Source organism: Desulfovibrio gilichinskyi (genome assembly GCF_900177375.1).
GTDB classification, from domain to species: Bacteria; Desulfobacterota; Desulfovibrionia; order Desulfovibrionales; family Desulfovibrionaceae; genus Maridesulfovibrio; species Maridesulfovibrio gilichinskyi.
The window spans coordinates 265,942-290,733 of the sequence record NZ_FWZU01000005.1 but is presented as its reverse complement, the minus strand read 5'-3'; the positions used below and the strand labels follow the sequence as shown (position 1 = coordinate 290,733).

Here is a 24,792-nt window from a genome sequence, read left to right as displayed (position 1 = left end):
AATGTTAAATAATCTTATCAGCCCTGCATCTTAGCAATGATCGCATTCAATTCACGGGCAAGAGATGTCAATCGGCTTACGGCCTCAGCAGACTCTGTCATTGCCTGGGCTGTTTCTCCGGCAATAGTATTGATTTGGCCTGTTGAACGGCTTATTTCTTCACTGGCTGCAGATTGCTGTTCCGAAGCGGTTGCAATGCTGCGAACCTGATCACTCGTTTCCGAGATACTGGCAACTATCTCTTTCAAGATATCACCGGACTTATTAATCAGCTCGGTAACTGTCAAAATAGATTCTGTCGATTTTTCAGCACTTACAATATTCTTACGGGTGCTATTTTGAATCTGGGTAATATAAGATCCGACTTCACCCGTAGCTGTCATAGTCTTTTCTGCAAGTTTCCTTACTTCATCAGCAACTACCGCGAAGCCCCGTCCTGCTTCTCCTGCTCTTGCTGCTTCAATAGCAGCGTTCAAAGCAAGAAGATTTGTCTGATCGGCAATATCAGTAATAACGCCCATAATATGCCCGATACCTTCAGCCTGCGTGCCGAGTTCCGCCATATCATGACTCAAAGCATCAGAGATGGCATGAACTTCCGCAATGGTTTCAACGGCTTTAACAACCATCTTATCACCGGCAAGAGCTTTTTCCTGAGCGACATCAGCGCTACCTGCTGCAGTTGAGGCATTGCGAGCTACTTCAAAAACAGTTGAGTTCATCTCGTCCATTGCGGTAGCGGCTTCACTGGCCATTGCACTCTGTTCTTCAGCCCCTCTGCTGGACTGCTCAATCTGAGCTGCAAGGGCTTCCGAAAAACTGGCGACTTGATTTGAAATTTCTGTTGCACTTTCAGCGGCATCAGAAATCATGATATTTTTTTCTTCAATAATTCGCTGTTGCTTTTTGATCTCCGTCATATCGGTCGCCATTAAAATTGCGCCTAGCATGCGTTCATCAAGGTCGAACAGAGGTGAGACATTTACCAGCAAATTGAAGGCATCACCACTTGGATGGTTAAGATCCATTTCTAAATTATTATGCTCACGATTTTCTTTAATAGCTTTAGTTACAATGGTTGAGCGTGAAGGTTCTCCATAAACAACATCACCAACGGTTCTGCCTATGTAATCTGCGGGCACTCCCGGCCGATTGAAAAGATCCAACATATATTGATTTACAAAAAGGGCCTTCTCGTTAGCATCAGCAACAATACAGGGAGTCGATATTCCCTTGAGAACTCCTTCAGAAAATCCAAGCTTGTTTTTAAGCTCTGCAACCATGTGCTTGATGTTATCAGAAAGCTCTAACAGTTCGCAGGTAAAGATTCCATCAAGCTCGGCCTTAAAATTACCCTGCGAAATTTCTGAGGTGAAATCTTTAATCAGATCCATCGGGGCAATCACCTGCTTACGCGTAATAAAAACAATGGTTCCAACCAAAAACAAAATCATACCGAATCCCATGGCTATCAAAATATTCCTTTCATAGGTTGCGGCCTCTGTTAAATCTGAAACATACGCAGACATACACACAACCCAGCCTGTCATAGGAACATTCATGAACGACTGGACTTTTTCTTGGCCCTGCCATTCATACGAGATGAAACCTTTTTTAGCGGAAAGAGTTTTCTTTATAAAATCATACGCGGAGACATCTTCTCCAACAAGACTAGGGTCCTTATGAGCAAGAAAATGTCCGTCACTGCTGATAATATATGCATAGCCATGCTTACCGATACTGACATCATGAATTAAATCGTTAGCATATTTATCCCAATCCAGACCAATAAGAAAACCTCCGAACATTCGCCCACCGGGATCCTTTACAGGAACAGCCATCATAACAACATGACTGTTATCCCCTTTCAGCTTGATAATATCAGAAATGGAAAAGTCCTTCCCATTAAGAATATCTTGAACATACTCTTTGTTTCCCCAATTAAGGCCTGCAAGATTTTCACCTTTATTATCCAGACCAAAAATAATTTTCCCGGTTTTATCAAAACCTGCCATGGCTTGCATACCGCCATGTTCCTCAATCCTACTCTTCAAAGATTTATTTATGCCGGCACGAACATAAGAATCCACGAATGAATGAAGATATTCGCGGTTGCTGGCATAGCCTTTCAGGTCAAGTCGTGAAATATCTAGAAAGCTTTCTGCTTCCTGAACCAACTTCAAATTCAAGACTTCCATATTCTGCTTTTGAATTTCAAAAACGGCGTTATTGGTAAGTGAACTGACAACGACAACAAAAACTACGATACAGGCAAATACAATCCCTGTAATCCAAAAGGCTAATTTTGTATTAATACTTTTAACTTTCATACTTATCTCCTGTAAAAAAGGATTCACTCCTTACAGGCAGTGCTCCTAAAAATAGTGTCTCACCAACTACGGAAACAGAAAGTAACACAACCAATATAAAAATTATTTATTATATATTTTATCATTAGATTTAAAATACGATTTTCAAATCCCAAAAAAACCGCATTGCTTTCGCAATGCGGCTATAATTCCGATTTAAAGTAAATTCATTTCTGCTTGTTATATTCCTCAAGCATCCCCGTTAGTCTACCTAACAATTCTCCCCGCTCCTGAGCTACTTTCTTCCATTTTTTCTTTTCGCTTTTTAAAGCTTCAATAGTTTGGAGAAGATCCTGTATTGTATTCGCAGGGTATCCGTATTTCGCAAAATTACCTTTGCGAAGTTCTTCATCATTTCTCTGGCGCAAGGCCCTTAACTGGCTGGAAGATAATATCATAAATTAATAAGTGGTTAAATTTTTACTGTTCACAGGCACAAATTAACCTTGCACGGAAACTTCTGCAAGATTTTGCAGTAAAATACTTTATCATGAATTTTAAATAAAAAAGGTCCGAAAGAGAACCCCCTTCCGGACCTGATAATCATTAACTTAACTAAAATCCATGAATTAACTATAAGGATTCTACGACGATTCCACCGGGAGCACTGCACCCGCACGAAGAATGTCCATATTCAGCCCTGTCTTTGTATTCTTCCTGCTTACCTTTATTCCAGCGGTTAACAGGGCGATAATAGCCCACGATACGGGTGTAGACTTCCGCATCCTTACCGCAGGTAGGGCATTCAAAATGTTCACCGTACAGATAACCGTGATCATCGCAGATTGAGAAAGTAGGAGTTACTGATATATATGGAATCTTAGTATTGGTCATGGCCTTGATTATGAAATTACGTAACGCTTTTGTATCTGAAACAGCTTCACCAAGGAAAGTATGAAAAACTGTTCCACCATTATAAAGTGTCTGCAATTTATTCTGATGTTCAAGAGCATAAACAACATCTTCCGTTGCTCCGGCAGGCAGCAGAGTTGAATTTGTGTAGTAAGGTACTTCGTCCCCTGCAGTGTAAATATCCGCATAGAGATTCTTATCAATCTTAGCCAGACGATAGCATGTGCCTTCACCGGGAGTTGCTTCAAGATTGTACAGATTATCTGTTTCTTCCTGAAACTTAACAACTAGATCACGCAAATGGTTAAGAACACGCTGCATTAATCTGGTTCCGGCTTCAGTTTCAATGCCTTTACCAAGCATATTATGACATGCTTCGTTACCGCCGATCAATCCGATGGTACTGAAATGTCCCTTAAATCCGTTTTTCAAGTAATGCTGTGAGAACGGGAACATACCGCTTTCAAAGTTGGCTGAAACCAGCTTGCGCTTGAACTCCAAAGAATCCTTGGCAAGAGTCGCATATTCCGAAACGAGGTCAAGGAAGTCTTCCTCACCCTGAGCAAGGTAAGCAAGCTTAGGAAGATTAAGAGTAACAACACCGATAGAACCGGTCAGGTCACCTGCGCCGAAAAGACCGCCTGTTTTTTTGCGGATTTCTCTGACATCCATCTGCAGACGGCAGCACATGGAGCGGACATCTTCCGGATTCATGTCGGAATTGATGAAGTTCTGGAAATACGGTGCGCCGTATTTGGCGGTCATTTCCAGAAGCAGTTCACCAACTTCAGTTTCCCAAGGAAAATCAGGAGTTACGTTGTAAGTAGGAATCGGGAAGGAAAAAATACGTCCGTCAGAATCACCTTCGAGCATGACTTCTACAAACGCTTTATTAATCATCTCCATTTCAGCAGCATATTCACCGTAAGTGGTATCCTGAAATTCTCCGCCGATGATAACAGGCTCGCTGGCAATGTGCTTAGGAGGAACCATATCAAAAGTGAAATTGGTGAAAGGACTCTGTCCGCCCCAGCGGGAAGTGGTATTCAGGTTGAATATCAACTTCTGGATAATCTGCTTAACACGGGTATAATCAAGGCCGTCATGTCTGACAAAAGGAGCAAGATAAGTATCTACGTTGTTGAAAGCCTGAGCTCCGGCCCATTCATTCTGTAATGTTCCAAGAAAATTGACCATCTGTCCGGTAACAGAATCAAAATGCTTAGCCGGAGAAGATGAGCAGCGGCCGCGAAGACCGAACCCTTCAATCAGCAGATCGCGGAGTGACCAGCCTGCGCAATATCCTGCAAGGCCGAAAGAAAGATCGTGGATATGAAAATAACCATGCTCGTGAGCAAGTCTGATTTCTTCAGGATATTTTTCAAGGCAGTAGCGAGCCTGAACAGCTCCTGACATGTGCAGCATGAGTCCCTGAAAGGAATGTCCCATATTTGAGTTTTCATTTACGCGCCAGTCTGAACGATCCAGATAACTTTCAATCGTTCCGGTAATATCCAGATAAGCTTCATCCTGTTTACGAAGTTCACGTCTTTTTTCACGATATATAATGTAACGCTCTGCAACGGAATAGAGGCGGCTTTCCATCAGAACCAACTGCACCATATCCTGAACTGTTTCCTGCTCAGGAACGTCGAATTCTGCAAGCTTCTGCTCAACTTTTTTGCCCAGACGCTTACTCAAGAGAGGATCTTTTATTCCGCTTGCTTTAAGAGCCTTGAAAATTGCTTCAGAGATTCTGGCTGTTGACCATGACTCAAGTCTTCCATCACGTTTCAAAATTTGTTTTGGCATCAATATTACCTGTTAAGTGGTTGTCCGCACAGAACATCATCCACAAAGCAAAGCACTAGAAGAGGCGCAACGGAAAAGTTGCTGACTTACTTGGCTCCCGTATGGAGATTCTGATCTGAGCTTATGGCGCAGGCAGCCCGGAAGGCTCATCCTGCAGGACTTTAGACCGGAAGCCGTAAGTTTTATTGGCTCTCCGGAAAATGGAATAAATGCCTGCAAAAGGCAGGCAGGCTTCAGTCAGGGGGCTGGCTTTTATTTCTCCTTAGCGAAGAAATTTCACAGCGGCAGAACCGCCCCGGATTCTAACCGGATCTCCTGAAATTATCCGAAATTTCCGGACAGCTGAAGTTCAAAAACGACTCAGGAGAGTTTATCAAACCTCAGCTTTGGGTCAAGAACTTCTAGACATTTTCGTGAAAGTTCTCTGAAATCCCTTGCGAGAGTAAGGATGGAAAGATAACGAACATCACTTTTCCACAATTGTTCGTTTTTTGTTCATAACTTTTTAACAATTTGTTTTCATGAGAAATTTTATGACAAATTTAAATAACTCAAAATGCTTTATTCATTTTTTCAAGACAACTCAAAAAAACTTCACGCTCGGAGTCTGAGATTTCAGCAGTAAGCTCATCAATCAGACGCAGATGTAACCGATCATGTTCTGCAAACATGGCTTCACCGGATTCGGTCAATTCAACAAGAATAGAGCGACGATCAGAATCGTGAGGCTTGCGGCATACAAAACCTTTGCTTTCAAGTCTGTCTACGAGAACGGTCAGGGTTCCGGTTGTTATCCCCATCCCCTGTGCAAGCTCTTTCATCCGCATAGGCTGCTGACTGCCGAGCACCTCCAGAGTGTGCATCTGAGGAAGAGTAATCCCCTTCCCGCGGACAATATCATTCTCCCAAGATGACAACTTTTCATAAAATTCTATAACACTCTGATTTAGTTTATTTAAAGGACTCATTAGCACTCCATATTATTTACATAGTTGTATAGCTGTAAATTCCGAAAGCTATTGTCATAACTCCGGCGGTTCTCATTACAAGAGGCTCAACCCATCCCTGTTCCAAAGTACGGATAAAACCGGCAGCCTTATAAATAGCGTAAATCACGGCAGAAAGAGCTATTCCTGTTCCTATGGCATAACTTGCAAAAACGGCTGTTCCCTTGAAAACACTGCCGGAATCAAGCGCGTATGAGTACATAATTGCAACAGTTGGACACGGCACAAGCATATTGAAGAAACCGATTGAAAAAAGACTCCAGAAAGTCACACTGCGAATTGCAGATTTAGCTTCACAATCGTTTCCGCACTGGCAATCATGATCATGAGCGTGACTGTGTTCATGCTCGTGACTGTGCTCATCAGGCCCATGCTCGTGGTCATGGCTATGGAGCAATTCCGGCTTAACTATTAAGATTGCCCCTAAACCGATCAAGACACAAACGGTCACAATATCCACGACGTATTCAAATGATGCCGGAATGGCCAAAGAAATAGATCCCAATGTAAAACCGATAAGAAGACAGGCAATTGATGTTCCCATTACAAAAGCGGAAGTCAGTGAAAAAACACGGCTTCCTTTTTTCTCACCGTAAACAAAAGGAGCAAGCATAAGCCACGAATGCCCGCATGGATTAATACCATGAATGAGGCCGATAAAAAAACTGCTTTGCAGTGCCACCAGAAATATAGTTTCAAATTCCATTTTGATCCCCTAAATATAATTTGATTATCAAACTATTCGTGCTTCAAAACTCTTTGCACAAAATTAGCTTGATAGTCAAACTATATTTACAATAGAAAAGGCAGACCACAACCACATCAGACTAGACAAATAATAACATTCACGAGTATGTTTTTCAAAATACAATTTACTAAGGCAATAGCATGCTAACATACTAAACTATTGATATTTTGTGAGGCAAAATGGAAATCTTTTTGCGTTTTGATCTGGAAAACATTGATTGGAAAAGTGTATGCGAAATATTCGAAAAAGCACCTTTAGGAACACGGGACCCAGTCAAGCTAATGATTGCCTCTGAAAACAGCGCTGTAGTCTGTTTTGCATGGGATTCAAACCGTATAATCGGCTTTGGCCGAGCTCTTTCGGACGGTGTTACTTGCGCCGCAATATACGACCTGTGTTTGCTGCCTGAATATCAAAGTAAAGGTATCGGCAGATTAATAATGAACGGCATTTTGGAAAAACTGCAAAATCAAAATGTCATTCTGTATGCTGTTCCCGGCAAACAGGGCTTTTATGAAAAACTCGGATTCAAAACAATGCTGACCGCGATGGGATCTTTTATAGATATGGAAAAGATGAAACAGATGAATTATATTAGTAAAGATTAATTCATAAATGGCTGAATAACAAAATATACCCCCATTGATGCTATTAAAATTCCTGCAAGGCGGCGAAAGAAGATTCCGCCACGCTGCCAACTCTGATTTAATAACATTTTTTGAACCAGAGACGCAGATCCTCCTGCAATAACAATAGGAATGCAATGCCCTATGCCGAAAAGCACAATGTAAACAATTCCTGTGAAAATCTGATTTTGCACGGTAATAACCGCTAAAATAGGAGCAATAAAACCGAAAGTACATGAACCGGATAATACTCCATAGGCTAACCCCAGAACAAAGGCTCCGGACTTTCCTTTAACCTTTAATTTCGACATAAGCCCTCCGGATATTGAGCATCCAGAGACCCCTAACATATCCAAAGCAACCCAAATGAGAACAAGCCCAACTAGCACAGTCCAATATGGACCGACATCACCCAACATACGCCCGAGCAAAGCGCATATCATTCCTATCAGAGCAATGGTTATAAACAGCCCTGCTGTAAAAATGGTCGCGTAAAGAGCGGCTTTTTTGCCCTTTACAAGTTCCTTCTGTCCACCCACATATCCGACAATCAATGGGATAGAGGCCAGATGACAGGGAGAAAACAGCACACTGACTACTCCCCAGAAAAAACAGCCGAGAGCTGCGAGGGCTGTGCCTCCTGTCATCCAGGAGTTAACGGTTAAAAAGAAGTGCTCCACTCCGTCTCCTATTTAACACCAAGTTCTATAAGCTTGCTGACTATGTCTTTTTCACCCAAAAACCCTTCATGCCGATATTTTTCGTTTCCGGCGGCATCATAGAAAATCTGTGTAGGAATTGTTCTAACTCCATATTTCGGAGCCTCATCACGATTTTGCCAGACATCAATAAAGGCTATAGCAACGCGTCCGGCGTATTCCTTAGAAAGCTTTTCAATAATAGGCGTCATCATTTTACACGGAATACAAGAATGAGCACCGATATCCACCATGGTAACCATGCCGGGAATAGGTACGTCTTGCGGCTTGCCGGAAATTAACTCCGAAGGAGTTATTACTTTTTCAGCATCACCGGCCTCAGAAGAACAAGCGTTCAGCAGACTCATTGCAAGAGTCAGTATGACCAGATAAAATATAACTTTTGCAGATCTCATAGTTATCCTTTCAAAAGAGTATTTACAGAATCTACGACCAACTTAATATTTTCCGGAGAGGTCTTTGCTACACCTTTTTTAAGCCCAAGATTATCAAGCTGCAGGTGCTCAAAACCTGAGAAACCTGCTTCCTCAAGAGTCTTTCTAGCACAATTAAGCGGGCATCCATCAATTACAACAATTTTAGACGCCGCTTCGGTACTTTTCATGATACCGGAAACTCTACCACCTATGCCTGCAAGGCAGAACATTTTCAAACATCCTTCACGTGACAGTTGACGAGCAGCCTGATCAGCCATTTCGCCTACATCAGCGGCTCCAGAGCACGAAAAGACAAATTCAGGAGCGCTACCACATGCGCAATCACATTTAGACATAACTATTAATCCCCTTAATAATTTCTATTTTATCCATTCAAGAATTTCATCTTTACTGGGAACTCTTCCCACAACCTTTACATCACCATCAATTGCAACGGCAGGAGTTGAAAATACTCCGAAAGAAGCTATTTCCTGAAAATCAGATACCTTTACCACTTCTGCTTCGATTCCTGCTTCGGCTATCGCTTCCCTGACTATTTTCTCTACTTTTTTACACTTTGGACATCCAGGTCCCAACACTTGAACTTTCATATAAAATCTCCTTTTTCGCAGTAGTCTACATTTGTTTTGCCTGGTGGCTTTCACATTTAAACTATAACTGCAATTTACTATTTGTTTATTTGGCAATTTAGCCAAATAATAATCTTTGTCAACTTATCATGTTTAATTATCGACACTTCTCAAGATACTTTCATACTGATAATTTATTCACCACGCTTTTTAGTCTGTCATTTCTGATCGTTAAGCAAAAAAAAGGGCCGGAACTTGCGTCCCGGCCCTTGAATCATTCTGATACTGAATCTCTACTTATTCGAGATTTCGTCTAACTCCTCTGCAAGTTTCACTAAATTATTAAGTGAGTTTGCAGAATCTTTTACTCGCTCTGAAACAGATAATGCAAGTTCGTTCACGTCATGCATAGCTCTGTTTATCTCCTCTGAACTGGCTGACTGCTCTTCAGCCGCAGCGGCAATATTACTCACATCTGCAGCAGATTCATCTGCCAGCTCAACAATAGCTTTCAAAGATGTTCCGGATTTTTCCGCAGACTCCGCAGCAGCAACGACCAGTGAAGCTGTTTTTGCGGTTAAATCCTTTGAACTTTTTGCATGATCTTGAATGCCCTTAATGACAACTTCAACTTCTTTTGTGGCAGCAACTGTTTTTTCCGCAAGCTTCCTTACTTCATCGGCAACAACTGCGAAACCTCGGCCGGCTTCACCTGCGCGGGCGGCTTCAATGGCGGCATTAAGAGCAAGCAGATTCGTCTGATCAGCAATGTCATTAATCACGCCCAGAACTCCGCCAATGCTTTGCGCCTGAGTGCCAAGCTGATCCATAATCTCGTTCAAGGATTCAGTCTGATTACGAACCGCGGTTATGGCATTACGTGTTTCACCAACAATATTCGCACCATCCTGCGCCATATCTCTTGTATGAAGAGATTTACCTGAAGCACTTGAAGCACTTTCAGCAACAGCAAGCACACTTACGTTCATCTGCTCCATGGCAGTGGACGTTTCAGCAAGCCGCTGATGCTGGACACCAACCGACTCATTTACTGAGCCCATTTCTTTTTCAAGATCCTCGGAATATCTGTAAATGTTACCGGCAACTAAAGCGGTAGATTTATTAACCTCGTTAATCCTTTCCAACTGCTCATTAATATTTTGCTCTTTAATGATTAGATCCGTCACGTTTCTTGCGACAGTTACATATCCAAGCAGGCTCCCGTTCTTATCTTTCAAAATGTCTGAAACAGCCTGAATATATACATCCTTCCTTGCAGAATCCTTCATCTTTACAACGTCTGCAATCTCCTGACGTCCGCTTTTCTTGCACATGTGGACAGAGCATTGTTCTGATTCACATGTTGTATTACGGAAAACATCAGTACACTTGCTGTTCATAAGTTCCTGATCACTGAGCGCGGACAATTCGGACATAGCCGTATTTGCCATTATAACCTGCTCCGTATCATCCACAGCGAAAATAGGATCAGGAACGGCATTAAGAACATGCACATAAACTTCCATTTCCTTTACCATGATATGGAGCTTGCTGAGCAGCCTGTTAAATACAGCTGTCATATCGCCTATTTCATCATTATATTTAATAGCAATTGAGCTTCCAAGGTCAGCCCGGTCCAAAATTATATCATCGATCTTACCTGAGATTAACTTCAGAGGGCTTAAAATAGCTTTTCTCAGAATAAACATCATGAGGAAGAGTGGAACAATAAGCATTGCGGCGATACTGCCGATAAACACAATATTGGCTTTTTCAGACAAAGCGACCATATCCGAAAGATTAATAACTCCCACCAAGATTCCGATCTGATTTCCGCGGTAATCTTTTATAGGAAGAGCCGCCAAAGCAATGCGGCCACGATTGGTTATAACCCGGCCTTTACGGCCTTTGTCGAGCAGTTCTTTATTGACTAGTGAAAGATTCTTATCTTTATTAATAGCACTTACCAACACGTAATTCTGAAATAAAACAGGAAACTTAGCTGCATCCTGCAATGCAGTTGCAGTATTTAACAAGTCCTTGTTCATAAACAGCATTGTTTCGATTCCGGCGTCTTCCACATTTTGAAGTATGGGCTTGAAATTTTTAAGGACTTCAACAGAACCCAAAGCCTTGCCTGATTTATCTTTAACCGGAACAAGACCTCTTATGGCAAAACCACCTCGTCCAAGCTCAATCCCGCCTACAGGAGTACCCTGCTTATTGACATCAAGAACTGTTTGCCTGAAACTTGATATGTCATCAGAAATATCTACCCACTTACCATCTCGCTTAGCCTGTTTTTTGCGCCAAAGTCTGACAAGGCTTCGTCCATTGGGCAAGTGAAAATGCAACTGCAACTTACCTGTGCCCAAATCTTCATACCCTTTAAGGTCCAGGCTTAGTGTTTTGCGAAGCATTTCTCTTGCCTGCTGTGACTCAGCAGAGTTCTCGTCATCTATATTTCCGGACGCAGCCAGTTCAAAAGCTTCTACGACATCAGTACGTTGTGAAAAAAGTGCTGCAATATCTTGAGCATCTTTTGTTGTTGAATCAATTCCTGTAGTTACAGAAGAAAACGCGTTATCAACAACAGAGGACAGATACATCTCCTGCAATGATTTAAAAGAATTAACTATAACAAATACGCTAAGACACCCTAATAAAATTATTATCAGTGTCTGCGGTAAAATAAATTTAGCTTTAAGTTTCATACTCGTGCTCCCATATTAGTAGTAGCGTTTGCAAAAGACGCTGTATCACTTATTAACATGATAAGCAGGCAATCGCTAATCAAACACGAAACAGGCAAATTAGTTCTTATATTCACAAGAAATAAATAAATTTTAGGAAAAGTGTCACAAAAACGACTTGCTATTGTGAATTTATTAACAATCAAGCTCAGGCCAATACAAATATATTTCACCTTAGCACAAAAGAAAATTCAAGGAAAGTTCGTAAAAGGTTTTAAGTATGGACTGCACAGGCTGATATGGAACAGACCGGCAAAATATGGCGTGAAAAATTCGGCAAATAAACATACACATCTTTTGTCTGATTCAATAATTCGGGGGAAGGATGCCACACCCTTTCTCCTGATTAACTTTTTCAATCTATTTCGCAGAAGTACTCTTCTGCTGCTTTGATCACCTAGGAGCACAAAATGCCATATCCAGATGGGTTTCTAAAAAACAGATCCGTAATCGAACCCAACAAGTACGCTGTCATTTCGCCGGAAGGAAGAGTCATTAACGTTGTGCCGGGCATCAAAAACTGTGCAATGACCATTCTTGCTTCGCCCAAATTAGGGGCAGGATTCGTTCAAATGGTCGGCACTGTCAGCAACACTGGTAAAACAACAATTCCATACGCCAAATCCGAGAACGTTGAAGCCGTTCTTTTTGTAATGGACGGCAAAGGCTCGCTGACGGTAACAGTTGACGGTAAGCAGGAAAAACTCGAAGAAGGCGGCTACATTTACTCTCCTCCGGGTAAAGGCATTGAATTTAATTCAAACGGAGACGGAGAGGTCCGCATTCTTCTCTACAAACAAAAATTTATTCCGCATCCTGATCCTGCCGTGAAAAAACCATGGATAATTACAGGCAGTATTAAAAGCATCACAGAAAGAATCTATGATGGAATGGATAACGTTTTCGTGCGCGACCTTCTCCCAGTTGATGAAGCGTTTGATATGAATTTTCATACTCTCGCATTCCTTCCCGGCGGCTGCCATCCCTTTGTGGAAACCCATGTTCAAGAACATGGTGCATATATCTATGAAGGACAAGGTCTCTACTTACTGGACAACACATGGATTCCGGTCGAGGCAGAAGATTTCATCTGGTTTGCTCCTTTCTGCAAACAGGCATGCTATGGAACCGGGCTTACACGCATGGAATACATTTACTCCAAAGATTGTCATAGGGACGAACCTTTATAAATTTATCCTATACTCACCGCTCATCTGTCTTAAGAACAAAGGTCCGGACTTCACAGCTCGGACCTTTTAATGACTGCACCATCTCCGCATATTCATCTATACAACCATAGACAATTGGCACATCATATGCATAATTTTATTTAAAAGATCATTATTTTGACGTTCTTTACAATTTATTTATAAAAATACAATATAATTTTGTCATCTTATATTCTACTTATATTATAATACACATTTAAGGATCTATACCTATTTGAAAAGTGTTAAGATTATTTTAACTGATTCCTGTTTTTTATGAGGAATGCGGAAGCCGAGATGAGAAAAATCGACTACAAAAAACTTTTCAACGAGTATGATATTGCTTTATTATTCAAAAATAACTTGAGCAGTATTACCTCTCAGGTTGAGTCTATCAACGGGAAAGATTTTCTCAATATCCCAGCTAATAAAACTGTAGCACGCTTGGTTGCTGAAAATTCATTAAATGAATTAAAACTATATGGGCATTTTATAAAAGCTCAACGCCCTGTCAAATACAGAAAAGATGCACCAAACGCTCCAAGTCAGGTGTCTGAAGGCAAAAGAAGTCTGAACTTCAGTGATGTCAGCAAGATCCGCATTGAAATCCCCTTTTCCGGTGATGAACGTCTTTGGCTGTTACGCCCGAGCACTTTTAATGAAGAAGGAAGCCTTGCTTTCGGCATCGAAAATGGCAGACTTATTAAAGATTACAGCCAGCATCAGCATATTGAACTGGATCTTATTAAAACTGAATTTATGAGTGATTTAAGAAAGATCAAAAAACATCTTCACTGGCAAAATTTAGATATTCAGCAATACACAAATGAACTTCAAGAAACGGTTGAAGAAGCTGTAACACAGCGGATAGCGAAACTTCACCAATTAGCAATACTCAGCAAGAGATCAATGATAAGCATGAAATCCAGAGATGGTTCTGCCGACTTCAGCCCTATCAACACACGCCAAAGACTTATCCCGTTACCACTAACCAATTCAGCGGCTGACTCTGATCATACAATCTCTAAAGAGGATTTCATAAAAATTATCAGAGTTATCAGACACACCGGTTCAAGTTGTGAGAGAACTCCTCACGTTTTCAAAGTTCATAATGATAATGAGTTGCGCGATATCATTATTTCCACCCTTAACACCCAGTTTGAAGACAGTACCGGAAAGGATATTTTTCTGAAGGAAGGCAAAACAACCATAACCGTTTCGCAAGGTGGGAAAAGCGTTGTTACAGGAATTTGCAAAATATGGAGCAGTGAAGCAAGGTTTATAGAAACGGTTGACAAGCTCCTGCAACATGATTCATGGCATGACAGCAAAGCGATTCTTGTCATATTCAACAAAAACAATAGCGTTTTTTCAGAGATTCTGAATGCAGCATTGCATATAATTACTTCACACCGGAACTTTATATCATTAGATGAAATACTTGGTGACAATGAGTGGCATTTCACCATGCAATCCGAATATGACAAGTCATATAGAATAAATCTGCGAGTAATTGTTTTCAACATTTATGCTGAAAATTCAAACCCTGTTTTACGCCTTACCGAGCAGGAAATGGACTTCTTCAAAATCTGACAATATCGGAAACGCAAGTTCACACATTCCTTTATCCTTTTCGCTTTATTATTTTTCCTTTATTATTGTTTATAGAGGAATAGCCTTTATTTCATTTTCGGCATATTCTAAAATATACATCACAAACTCTCTCTACTTTTAAGATCAAGGAGCTAACAGTGGCAATTATCACTATTTCAAGAGGTTCATACAGTTACGGAAAAGAAATTGCAGAAAAAGTAGCTGAGCGACTCGGTTACAGATGTACCTCCAGAGATATTCTTTTAGATTCATCAAAAGAATTCGGTATCCCTGAAATTAAACTCATCCGTGCTCTCCATGATTCCCCGTCAGTTCTTGAACGCTTTACCAATGGTAAAGAAAGGTATCTTGCACATATTCGCAGTTCGCTTTTACAACAAGCTCAAAAGGACAACTTAGTTTACCATGGTCTTGCCGGCCACTACTTCCTCTTAGACATTCCGCATGTCTTTAAGCTCAGAATTACCGCAGATTTGGAGGACAGAGTCAGAGAAGAAGTAAAAAGAGAAAATATCACCGTAGACGAGGCCAGATACATACTAAAGAAAGATGATGAAGAGCGCAGAAAATGGGGACTTAAAACCTACGGTATCGATACATGGGACAGCAGACTCTATGACATGACCATCCATATCGGAGCGTTCTCAGTTTCAGATGCTGTAGATATTATCTGCCACGCAGTTCAAAAAGATACCTTTAAAACAACTGAAGAGTCTAAAAGAATAATTATGGATAAAGCCTTAGCTGCTGCAGTAAAGGTTGCAATAATAAATATTGCTCCACTGGCTGATGTTGATTGCCGCGATGGGAACATTACCATAACAGCTACCAAACTTCCTAAAAGCCTTAAAACTAATTTATTTGACCAAATAATAACAACAGCTTCGCAAGTTGCCGGAGTAAACGAAGTTACTATTCTAGGAAATCTTGACAGAAGGGTTAATCCATTCCACAAAATCTAATAAAGAGCTGAGGATTTGCCTATACTCATACGAATATAATATTCATGACGGAGCAATCCTCATCTCGTAATATTGCAACCGGAACCAACAGACCAGGCAGCATCGAATTTAATCCATTTGCAGCCTGACCGAATAAGAAGTTGATCGTTCATTAACAGTCAAGTGCCAGCCGAGGGAATCGGTCAAATCCTGAATGAGCATCAGACCAAGTCCAAACCCTTCACTGATGCTCTCTGCAGCATCCGGGATAAGATCATTAGTCACAGTCAACATGCCCTCTAACAAGGAAATATTGATCTCCCCCTGATATGTATGCTGGAAAGAGTTTCGAATAATATTACTCCAGACAATGCGGGCTAAAGTTTCCGGAGCCGAAACAACTTGAGGTGGCAGTTCCATTTTAACCTGTACTTTTTTATTAGCCAGCAGGTACGAATTCTCATCAATAATATTTTGCAATTGATCATCGACTTTAATCTCATGCTTAGGCATAGAATCGATATCTTTTTTGTTGATCCATAAGAGCGTGGTAATCAGCTCTTTCATATTGTTAACAGCTTTCTCCATGCTGCTTAGGGGCCGCTTGAATTTTTCTTCTTCATCAGCTCCAAGCCGGTTCAACCAGTCAAGATTACTTTGCAAGACAGCTACAGGTGTGCGCAGTTCGTGGCTGGCATTTCTCAGAAATTTCTGTTCCCGCTGAATACCCGCAAGCTGACGACGCATATTCCTCTGGAACAAAACTGCAAGCTGGTTAAGTTCTTTATATTGAAAATCTCCGATAGTCTTTTCGACATTATCATTGTTCAAATTGACAGCCCAATCAGTAAGCCGCATTACAAGCTTGGTTATGCGACGGATGATAAGCAGAGCAACTAAAATTATCCCCAAAAACAAAATCAGCCCTGTCGCTATTGTATAATAAGCAATCCCGTGGAGAGTTGAAAGTATAAGCTCCGACTTATCGGCATCTCCCAGACTGTATACAAAATACAAGACCTTACCGTCAGACCGTTTCCACGAATAAATAAAGTGAAATTCATTCTCGTTTTTGACAGAGTGCACAATATCAAATTCACCTGCTGGAAAATCAGGTCCGACTTTTTCTTTAATCTCAGCAGGTAACCCTTCATAATCTTGAAATGTTTTAAAATTAGCGGCATCTGGAAGTCTTGTGCCTTTATCTTTTTCATATGCTGCGGCATAAAAGTTTGATTCCAGCTCCAGACGGTGCTGAACAGCTAGGACCAGCCCTTTTTCAAAAAAAATATTTACCAGAATTGAATAAGAAATGACCAGCAGAGAGCAGGCTATAAGCACAAAGAGCAGAACAAGCTTTTTGATGCTTTGACTATTCTTCATGATCATCAACCAGCTTCAAAACAACTCCGACTCCGGGTAAAGTTTGAATTATAGGCGGCAAAGCGGGGATATCAACTTTTTTACGAAGCTTGTTCAAATAAACTTTTAAAAGACTCTGGGAAGGGATGGAATCTCCCCACACAGTCTGCTCCAACTGTACTCTGGATACAACTTTAGGACTATGTACGGCCAGCACTTCGAGTAATTTCCATTCTGTAGGAGTCAGCTGTATAGGATTGCCACTTCGAATTGCTTCATGCGTATCAAGATTCATTTCAAGGTCAACCACTGAAAGTTTCCGGGACTGGCGGCTGAACCTTTTAGATAACGCCCTGATGCGAAGCAACAATTCTTCCATATTAAACGGCTTAGTCAGGTAGTCATCCGTTCCGGCATTAAACCCGGATATTTTATCATCTAAGGTATCACGCGCCGTAAGCATTAGGATAGGAGTAGTCACTCCATCTTTGCGAAGCTTTTCGCACACCCCTATTCCGCTTAATCCGGGGAGCATCACATCAAGCAGAAGAACATCATAAGTATTGGTGGAAGCTAATTCATATCCATGAGGACCATTTGCAGCATGGTCGCAAATAAAACCTTCAAGCTCAAGCGACCCTACCACGGCAGCCGCCAGATCATAATCATCTTCTACAAGTAATACGGCTATTCCCACAAGGCGCTCCTATATTCTTTACCAGATAAAAAAAGTCACTTGTGTAAGACTTGACCATGCACAATTTTCACCCTGTGAGTCCACTGCTCAAAAGGTCCGTTACTGGTACCTATTACCCCACAAAGACAGGTCAACACAACAGCCAAAAGCAATGCCGAGCGAGTCTCTTTTCTGCTAAAATATTTAGAGAAAATTCTCCAGTTTACAGCAATATGAAAGACACAAAAAGTGGTGAAGGTCAGCCCTAACCATTCATGAATATTTTTCATTCCCTGAAAACTTAAATGCAGAAGCAAAAGAATACCGGTGATAGCAACAGGAAGAAAAGTGAAGGCCACAATCGGGGAAAGAAAGGATCGGTCGGTCAGTTTTTTAAACATATCATCTCCAACTTATATATATCACAGCTATCGGTATTTTTGCAGGGAGAGCTAAGCAAGCTCTCCCTGTATAAGGGTACTATAATAAAGAAGGAGGGGTTAATATAAGGGTAACCTGTTATCAGGAAGCAGGTTATTTATTTAAGCTTAACTATGCTCAATCGGTGTAGAATGGTCATGGTCATCAGTTTTCTTTCCCTTGAATTTTTCAACGACCGAAAGCACCGCAACAAAGAATATCGGAGCAAAAATTACCCCGAGTCCTGTCGCACTGATCATTCCTCCGATAACCCCTACTCCGAGAGCCTTCTGACTTGCAGCTCCGGCTCCGGTTGCAAGAGCAAGCGGAAAAACACCAAGGATAAAAGCCATGGAAGTCATAATGATAGGTCTGAAACGCAAACCGGCACTTTTAATCGCTGATTCTTTCAGGCTGAACCCTTCAGCATAATACTGTTTAGCCACTTCAACAATAAGAATAGCGTTCTTTGCCGCAAGGCCGATAATAGTGATCAACCCGACTTTAAAGTAAACGTCGTTGGACATATGCAAGATTGTCACCGCGGCAACCGCGCCGAGTGCTCCGATCGGAACAATCAGCATAACGGAAAACGGAATAGCCCAGTTTTCATAAAGTGCAACCAGCAACAGAAATACTACAAGCAATGCCAGAGCAAATAATATTGGAGCCTGCCCGCCTGCAAACTTTTCCTGATAGGAAAGTTCAGTCCACTCATAACCTATTCCAGGAGGGAGATCTTTCATAATTTTTTCAAGTTCGGTCATAACTTCACCGGAACTATGTCCCGGAGCGGCATCACCCATTACTTTGAATGCATTGTAACCGTTATAGCGAACAATCTGTACCGGCCCGGTCTCCCATTTAGTACTGATTAAGGACCTCAAAGGGACCTGACCGCCTCTTGAGTTTTGAACATACAGATTATCTAAACTTTTAGGATTTTTACGGCTTTCAGCGTCAGCCTGAATAACGACTCGCTGCACCCTTCCGGCATTAACGAAGTCCGCGACCATGCTGGACCCGTAAGCACTTGAAAGAACATTTTTTATATCTGCAAAGCTGACACCGAGAGTTTCAGCTTTTTCGCGGTCTATAACAAGCCTGAACTGCGGAGCATCCGGCAACCCCTGAGGCATAGCGTAAGCAATAATAGGCGATGCATTAGCTTTTGCAAGGACCATTCCCAACGCTTGTGCAAGCACGCCACGCCCTACGCCGCCGCGGTCCTGAAGACGCAGTGCAAATCCGCCTGTATTACCCATTCCGTCAACAGGAGCAGGGGTAACAGCAAAAATAGATCCGTCCGTATTCTGAGAAAGAACCCGATTGGCCATGCCGACCTCATCCCCTGCGGACTGTCCCTTTCCGCGCTCTGACCAATCCTTAAAGATGGGGAAAGCTATACCGGCATTTTCTCCAAGACCGGAAAAACTGAACCCGATAACAGTAAAGGTTGATTCAACAGCAGGACGTGATTTAAAGTAACTTTCGATATCTTTTGTGACATCAAGGGTTCTTGAATAAGTTGCCCCCGGGGGAAGCTGAATGTTGACAATTATATGTCCAAGATCCTCTGTCGGTACAAATGATTCCGGTAGTTGCATGTAAAAAAATCCGAGAACTCCGAGCATGACTGCATAAACCGCCATGCATCTTACAGTTCTGGTAACAAGTGCTCCGGTAAGGCGTTGATAACGGGCTCCAAGTCTTGCAAAGAACCGGTTAAACCATCCGAAGAAACCGCCTTTAGATTCATGATGCCCTTTTGGAATAGGCTTAAGTATTGTAGCACAAAGAGCTGGAGTCAGAGTCAGTGCTAAAAATCCTGATATCAAAATTGAAACAGCAACTGAAATTGCGAACTGGCGGTAAATAACACCGACAGAACCGCTCATGAATCCCAGCGGAAGAAATACAGCTGAAAGAACCAGAGTAATACCGACAATTGCGCCGGAAATCTGTCCCATGGCTTTGATTGTTGCTTCACGTGGCGGCAACCCTTCCGTAGCCATAATTCGCTCTACGTTTTCAACAACAACAATAGCATCATCAACAAGAATACCGATGGCTAAAACCATGCCGAACATTGTCATCATGTTGATAGAAAAACCGACTGCGTTCATGACAGCAAATGAGCCGAGCACACACACCGGAACAACAATTGTAGGAATGATTGTGTAACGGAATTTCTGCAAAAACAGGAACATTACTAAAAAGACAAGGGTAATAGCTTCGAGTAAAGTATGAAGAACTTTTTCGATGGCGACATCAACAAAAGTAGAAGTATCCAAAGGAATGGTAAGTTCCATATCAGAAGGAATTGTCTTGGCAAGCTCGTCAAGACGAGCCCTTACGCGCTGAACAGTTCCGAGGGCGTTAGCTCCCGGAGCAAGCTGAACCGCAGCAGCAGCTGAGGGAGTCCCGTTTAGACGGGAAACAACATTATAAGACTCAGGGCCTATTTCAATCCTGGCAACGTCTGAAAGATAAACGGTCGACCCGTCCAGACCGGCATGCAGCAGAATCTTCCCGAATTCTTCAGGAGTTTCAAGAAGCCCCTGAACCATAAATGTAGCCATAAGTTCCTGGTCTGAAGCAACAGGACGCCCGCCGAAACTCCCCGCAGGAACCTGCACATTCTGAGCTTTAATGGCTCTAGCTACATCAGAAAGATCAAGGCCGTAACTGAGAAGTTTCTGAGGATCAACCCAGACACGCATCGCACTTTCAGATGCAAAGAACTGCAAGGTTCCCACACCGTCAACTCGGCGAATTTCGTTATTAAGATTCCGGGCCATAGTATCTGCCAAAGGCTGGGGATCTTTGCCTGCGACATCATTTTTATAGCGCAAAGCATAGATCATCAAAAAGCCTGAGTTGGCCTGTTCAATAGTCACACCCTGATCTCTGACAGACTGGGGCAAACGCGACTCAGCCTTTTGTACACGGTTCTGTACATCAACCTGAGCCATATCCGGGCTTGTTCCCGGCTTGAAGGTAACGGTTATCTTTGCAGAACCTGTAGAACTACTGGTAGACTCATAATACAGCAGTCCTTTGGCGCCGTTCAGCTCCTCTTCAATAAGACTGACTACGGAGTCGTTAATAGTCGTGGCTGAAGCTCCGGGGTACACTGCTTCAATAGTAATCTGCGGAGGAGCAACCTGCGGAAGTTTTTCGACAGCCATGCCTGGAATAGACAAAATCCCGGCCAATAAAATAAATATAGCAACAACCCAAGCAAAGTTAGGTCTATCAATAAAAAATTGTGACATATGTTTTTATCTCTAATCTGATTTTACTGCTGCTTACTGTCAGTATTATTTGATGCTATGTTAGGCTTCTCGACATTTTTTATGGAGACAGTCATTCCCGGCTTTAGCTTACCGGTTCCGTTTACAACTACCTTTTCTCCGGTTTTCAGACCTTCAATAATCTGCCAGAGACTGCCTTCCATAGATCCGGTTTTTACTGCGCGAGGCTGAACTATATTCTGACTGTCAACAACATAGACCTGAGCAGTTCCGCCCTGACCGAGCATGACTGCGCGCTGCGGAACCAGAATAACTTCCTGACTGTCGCCAAGTTTGATCTTTATACGCACAAACATACCCGGAAGCAGCATTCCATCGTCATTCGGGAATTCACTTCTAAGTGAAACCTGCCCGCTTTTTTGATCGACGGTTACATCAGAAAAAAGAAGTTTCCCTTTTGCAACATAGTCAACATTATCAACAGAGACAGTCACATCCGTAGCGTTTTCATCATGAACAGCCTTGTTCATTGTAGCTTTGAGCTTGAGATATTCTGAAACAGGTTCATTAATATCTGCATAGATAGGATTGAGCTGCTGGATTGTAGCCAGATGCGTAGCTTCACCTTCACCAACCAAAGCTCCTTCTGTTATGAAAGCTCGTCCGATTCTACCGGAAATAGGAGCTTCAACAGTGGCGTAGCTGAGACTTAAAGAGGCTGTTTTTACAGCGGCCTCTGCGGCATCTTTGCTCGCTTTGGCTGCCCTGTAAGAATTAATAGCGGTGTCATATTCCGACTGACTGATAGAGTTAGTCTTAATAAGTTTGCTGTAGCGGTCAGCTGTAGCCGCCAGATCAACCATGTTAGCCTCAGCTTTTGCAAGATCTGCTTTCGCCAAAGACAAGGCCGCATTGAACTGGGCAGGATCTATATGAAATAAAGGCTGACCTTTTTCTACGTGACTGCCTTCCTTAAAATCTCTACTAAGAACAATTCCAGCAACTCTTGCGCGAACCTGTGCAATTCTGCGCGCAGAGATACGCCCGGGGAGTTCAATTTCTTTACGTATGAAAGTTGTCGTAACCTCGGCAACATCAACTTGAACAGCTCTTTGATGAGGCTGATCAGTGGCCTGCGCCGGGTCGTTATTCTTGCAACCTGAACCAATAAAAACAAAAGAAGTTACTACTGCAATTGCAGCGATAGTTAGAAAAATTTTGTTATATTTAAGCATATTTACTCCTGTGGCTTTTTCTGCCAGCTGTTATGCAACGGAATTCCTGTACGGAATTTAGTGATTACAAAATTTGAAGAAATTAAACATTAACAGAAACACAGGTTAACTGAGGGTTAACCAGAGAACAAAACTTTGCACTTTGTACGGAATAAGTTTGGATTGTTTAAATTCCAGAGCAGGATAAAAAAATAATTAAGTATCCTAAAATGATTACACCGCTTTAAAAAGATAGTTTCTACAGACTCTTAAGATATTTTTAGGCTGAATAAAAATACAGGAAGCTACGTAAGGCAAAAAGCCCCATATGGCTCCTAAATATTTAAAATAATCTTCATTAGAATGTAAATTTTTTAATATCTTATAAGCGTTATCTTTTCCTTTATGAAAAGTGTATTTTTTAACCCAGCTTTTCATCCAATCTCTGGGCACAATTGTTTTAATCCCCTCATCCATTCGCAATGGAGCAATGAAGCTTGCTATATCTGCTATAAAGGTGTCAACCGTCAAAGAACAACTAACGTTACCACCATGCCGACGACGAACCATTGCTTCCGAAGGAATTACCCCGATTTTTCCTGTCTGCATAATCCTTAATGCTAATAATTACTGACTCTTCCTCTATTGACTTCAATTCGGCAGACTCACACCTTGGGATGTTCTTGATACTTGTTGTGAGCTCGCAATAAAGTTGGAAAGTATCCAATCGCTTTAAATTAATATTTATATTTTTCTGAATATTCTTTATTAGGTTTTGATATTACTTTCAAATAAATCAGCAAAAAATTTTGCTTTTTCATATTATGAAATGCAAGAATTTCACATAGCCTTCTCCATCTTTCTCAAGTAATTGAAACTTTGATGATAATTAATTAAATTATTTATTCTTCAATAAGAACTCTCGAAAAACTTTGCTCTGATTGATCCGTGGCTCTCCCAAACCAATTAACCACAAATCATAAAACGTGAAGACATATTAAGAAAAAATTTAATGGAGCTATAAAATGAAAATAGGATATTACCTTTCAGATCTGACACTAACAGGTGGGACAAAAGTTATTAATCAACACCTTCAACTTCTTGATGAATTGGGATATCAGGCTAAGCTCTTTGTAAAAAATATTCAGACACAGTACCCATTTCATAAACGACCTATTATAATAAGTGATACTAAAGAAATAGCTGGGCAAGTTGACATTATCATTTCAACGAGATTGCGTGATCTAAAATCATGCTTGAAACCTCAAATGCCTTCTCCTGTTATGTTTTATCAACGACATGAACTAAACGATTTACGAACTTATTATTCAGAAAAAGCCAAAAGGGCCAAATATGCATCACTTGCTGGTCGCTTTTTTCTAAAGACAAAATCTAAATTACAAAAAATAGGTATCGAGAAGTATTATAACTCTAAAATTATTGCATGGACGCCATGTCATATCGTAGCGCATGAGTTTACAAATAAATACAATAAAGATTACGATTTCATAAGAAATACCGTCAATCATTCTTTATTTGATTCAGTTTCTAGCACAAATAAAGTTCATAATTCAATCTTAAGTATTGGCGATTATCGTTTAAATCTTAAAAATATTGCTAGAGTTTTTGAAGCTATTAAAGAAATTAAAAAAACAACTCCTATTCATTTTATACGTGTTTCTCCGACGAAGATACACCCAGAAGAAATAAAATCAGGAATAGTTGACGAATACTATTCTCAACTGAACGAAAAAGAAATGGCCATTTTGTACGGAAAGACAAATATAGTCGTATCACCATCACTCTCGGAAGGATTTGGCATGCCAGCTTTAGAAGGTATGGCTGCAGGATGCCTTTGTGTTTTATCCGATATTCCAGCCCACAATATGTTTCAAAATCTTTGCAAACAGACAACAGGTTCCTACGCCCTTTATTTTAATCCAGAATCAACTGAAGAACTGACTCTAAGCTTACAAACAGCTTTAAAAAGAGATAAATGTGAGAAGCTAATTAAAAACGGAAAACAAATTTCTTTAGAATATACATCAGAATTACAAAAGCAAGACTTGCTTACGGCACTTAATAAAATTGAAAAAAAAGGATATAAATAAGTCTGTTTTAAAGCTGATTCTACGGCTTCAGGCAAAAACTCAGGTTGATTATAAGTCGGTATCATTATTGACACCAAAGGCTTTTCAACAGTCATAG

The 24,792-nt window shown here is 41.2% G+C and carries 21 protein-coding genes; 5 read left to right on the top strand and 16 right to left on the bottom strand.

Annotated features, from left to right (window positions below):
- Window positions 1-17: 17 nt before the first annotated feature.
- The 5 genes from B9N78_RS15200 to B9N78_RS15180 form a co-directional block, all read right to left on the bottom strand.
- Window positions 18-2,330 (bottom strand): methyl-accepting chemotaxis protein, encoded by a 2,313-nt coding sequence (locus B9N78_RS15200; RefSeq protein WP_085103813.1) that lies wholly within the window; start codon window positions 2,328-2,330, stop codon window positions 18-20.
- Between the two features lie 206 nt (window positions 2,331-2,536).
- Window positions 2,537-2,767, bottom strand: coding sequence for a hypothetical protein (locus tag B9N78_RS15195; RefSeq protein ID WP_085103811.1), 231 nt, complete (start codon window positions 2,765-2,767; stop codon window positions 2,537-2,539).
- Between the two features lie 175 nt (window positions 2,768-2,942).
- Window positions 2,943-5,033 carry a ribonucleoside triphosphate reductase gene (locus tag B9N78_RS15190; RefSeq protein ID WP_085103809.1) on the bottom strand — a complete coding sequence of 697 codons (2,091 nt, stop codon included), beginning with the start codon at window positions 5,031-5,033 and terminating at the stop codon, window positions 2,943-2,945.
- A 551-nt stretch (window positions 5,034-5,584) separates the two neighbouring features.
- Window positions 5,585-6,001: a MarR family winged helix-turn-helix transcriptional regulator gene (locus tag B9N78_RS15185; protein ID WP_085103807.1), complete on the bottom strand. Its 417-nt coding sequence runs from the start codon at window positions 5,999-6,001 to the stop codon at window positions 5,585-5,587.
- Window positions 6,002-6,017: 16 nt separating this feature from the next.
- Window positions 6,018-6,746, bottom strand: coding sequence for an urease accessory protein UreH domain-containing protein (locus B9N78_RS15180; protein ID WP_085103805.1), 729 nt, complete (start codon window positions 6,744-6,746; stop codon window positions 6,018-6,020).
- Between the two features lie 221 nt (window positions 6,747-6,967).
- Between B9N78_RS15180 and B9N78_RS15175 the strand changes: the two genes are divergently transcribed.
- Window positions 6,968-7,396: a GNAT family N-acetyltransferase gene (locus B9N78_RS15175; RefSeq protein ID WP_085103803.1), complete on the top strand. Its 429-nt coding sequence runs from the start codon at window positions 6,968-6,970 to the stop codon at window positions 7,394-7,396.
- Here B9N78_RS15175 and B9N78_RS15170 read toward each other — a convergent pair.
- The 5 genes from B9N78_RS15170 to B9N78_RS15150 all read right to left on the bottom strand — a co-directional run bounded on the left by B9N78_RS15170 (window position 7,393) and on the right by B9N78_RS15150 (window position 11,853).
- Window positions 7,393-8,061 carry a cytochrome c biogenesis CcdA family protein gene (locus B9N78_RS15170; RefSeq protein ID WP_085103801.1) on the bottom strand — a complete coding sequence of 223 codons (669 nt, stop codon included), beginning with the start codon at window positions 8,059-8,061 and terminating at the stop codon, window positions 7,393-7,395. The genes B9N78_RS15175 and B9N78_RS15170 overlap by 4 nt on opposite strands.
- Window positions 8,062-8,102: 41 nt before the next feature.
- Window positions 8,103-8,528 carry a thioredoxin family protein gene (locus B9N78_RS15165; protein WP_085103799.1) on the bottom strand — a complete coding sequence of 142 codons (426 nt, stop codon included), beginning with the start codon at window positions 8,526-8,528 and terminating at the stop codon, window positions 8,103-8,105.
- Window positions 8,529-8,530: 2 nt separating this feature from the next.
- A complete protein-coding gene (locus B9N78_RS15160) occupies window positions 8,531-8,905 on the bottom strand; it encodes a putative zinc-binding protein (protein ID WP_085103797.1) in 375 nt (124 codons plus the stop codon).
- 24 nt (window positions 8,906-8,929) lie between these two features.
- Window positions 8,930-9,160: a thioredoxin family protein gene (locus B9N78_RS15155; protein ID WP_085103795.1), complete on the bottom strand. Its 231-nt coding sequence runs from the start codon at window positions 9,158-9,160 to the stop codon at window positions 8,930-8,932.
- Between the two features lie 272 nt (window positions 9,161-9,432).
- Complete coding sequence (locus B9N78_RS15150; protein ID WP_085103793.1) at window positions 9,433-11,853, bottom strand: methyl-accepting chemotaxis protein; 2,421 nt, start codon at window positions 11,851-11,853, stop codon at window positions 9,433-9,435.
- A 449-nt stretch (window positions 11,854-12,302) separates the two neighbouring features.
- On the opposite strand from B9N78_RS15150, the gene allE reads away from it, so the two are divergent.
- From allE to B9N78_RS15130, 3 genes are all read left to right on the top strand, one after another.
- Entirely contained in the window at window positions 12,303-13,082 is a 780-nt protein-coding gene (gene allE / locus B9N78_RS15140; protein ID WP_085103789.1) for a (S)-ureidoglycine aminohydrolase, read from the top strand.
- Between the two features lie 315 nt (window positions 13,083-13,397).
- The gene (locus B9N78_RS15135) at window positions 13,398-14,693 is read left to right on the top strand and encodes a hypothetical protein (RefSeq protein WP_085103787.1); all 1,296 of its coding nucleotides are present in this window, start codon (window positions 13,398-13,400) and stop codon (window positions 14,691-14,693) included.
- A gap of 158 nt (window positions 14,694-14,851) precedes the next feature.
- Window positions 14,852-15,676: a cytidylate kinase-like family protein gene (locus B9N78_RS15130; protein ID WP_085103785.1), complete on the top strand. Its 825-nt coding sequence runs from the start codon at window positions 14,852-14,854 to the stop codon at window positions 15,674-15,676.
- A 108-nt stretch (window positions 15,677-15,784) separates the two neighbouring features.
- Here B9N78_RS15130 and B9N78_RS15125 read toward each other — a convergent pair whose 3' ends face one another.
- The 6 genes from B9N78_RS15125 to B9N78_RS15100 all read right to left on the bottom strand — a co-directional run bounded on the left by B9N78_RS15125 (window position 15,785) and on the right by B9N78_RS15100 (window position 23,193).
- On the bottom strand, window positions 15,785-17,038 hold the full coding sequence (locus B9N78_RS15125; protein ID WP_170921448.1) for a sensor histidine kinase: 1,254 nt from the start codon (window positions 17,036-17,038) through the stop codon (window positions 15,785-15,787).
- The gene (locus B9N78_RS15120; protein WP_212637027.1) at window positions 17,028-17,714 is read right to left on the bottom strand and encodes a response regulator transcription factor; all 687 of its coding nucleotides are present in this window, start codon (window positions 17,712-17,714) and stop codon (window positions 17,028-17,030) included. Before B9N78_RS15120 ends, B9N78_RS15125 begins: the two co-directional genes overlap by 11 nt.
- A 35-nt stretch (window positions 17,715-17,749) precedes the next feature.
- Complete coding sequence (locus B9N78_RS15115) at window positions 17,750-18,094, bottom strand: DUF4405 domain-containing protein (RefSeq protein WP_085103781.1); 345 nt, start codon at window positions 18,092-18,094, stop codon at window positions 17,750-17,752.
- Between the two features lie 147 nt (window positions 18,095-18,241).
- Window positions 18,242-21,391, bottom strand: a complete 3,150-nt coding sequence (locus B9N78_RS15110; RefSeq protein WP_085103779.1) for a multidrug efflux RND transporter permease subunit — start codon at window positions 21,389-21,391, stop codon at window positions 18,242-18,244.
- 23 nt (window positions 21,392-21,414) lie between these two features.
- Window positions 21,415-22,605, bottom strand: coding sequence for an efflux RND transporter periplasmic adaptor subunit (locus B9N78_RS15105; protein WP_085103777.1), 1,191 nt, complete (start codon window positions 22,603-22,605; stop codon window positions 21,415-21,417).
- Between the two features lie 213 nt (window positions 22,606-22,818).
- Window positions 22,819-23,193: a hypothetical protein gene (locus B9N78_RS15100; protein WP_085103775.1), complete on the bottom strand. Its 375-nt coding sequence runs from the start codon at window positions 23,191-23,193 to the stop codon at window positions 22,819-22,821.
- Between the two features lie 416 nt (window positions 23,194-23,609).
- On the opposite strand from B9N78_RS15100, the gene B9N78_RS15095 reads away from it, so the two are divergent.
- Window positions 23,610-24,695 carry a glycosyltransferase gene (locus B9N78_RS15095; RefSeq protein ID WP_085103773.1) on the top strand — a complete coding sequence of 362 codons (1,086 nt, stop codon included), beginning with the start codon at window positions 23,610-23,612 and terminating at the stop codon, window positions 24,693-24,695.
- Window positions 24,696-24,792 lie beyond the last annotated feature (97 nt).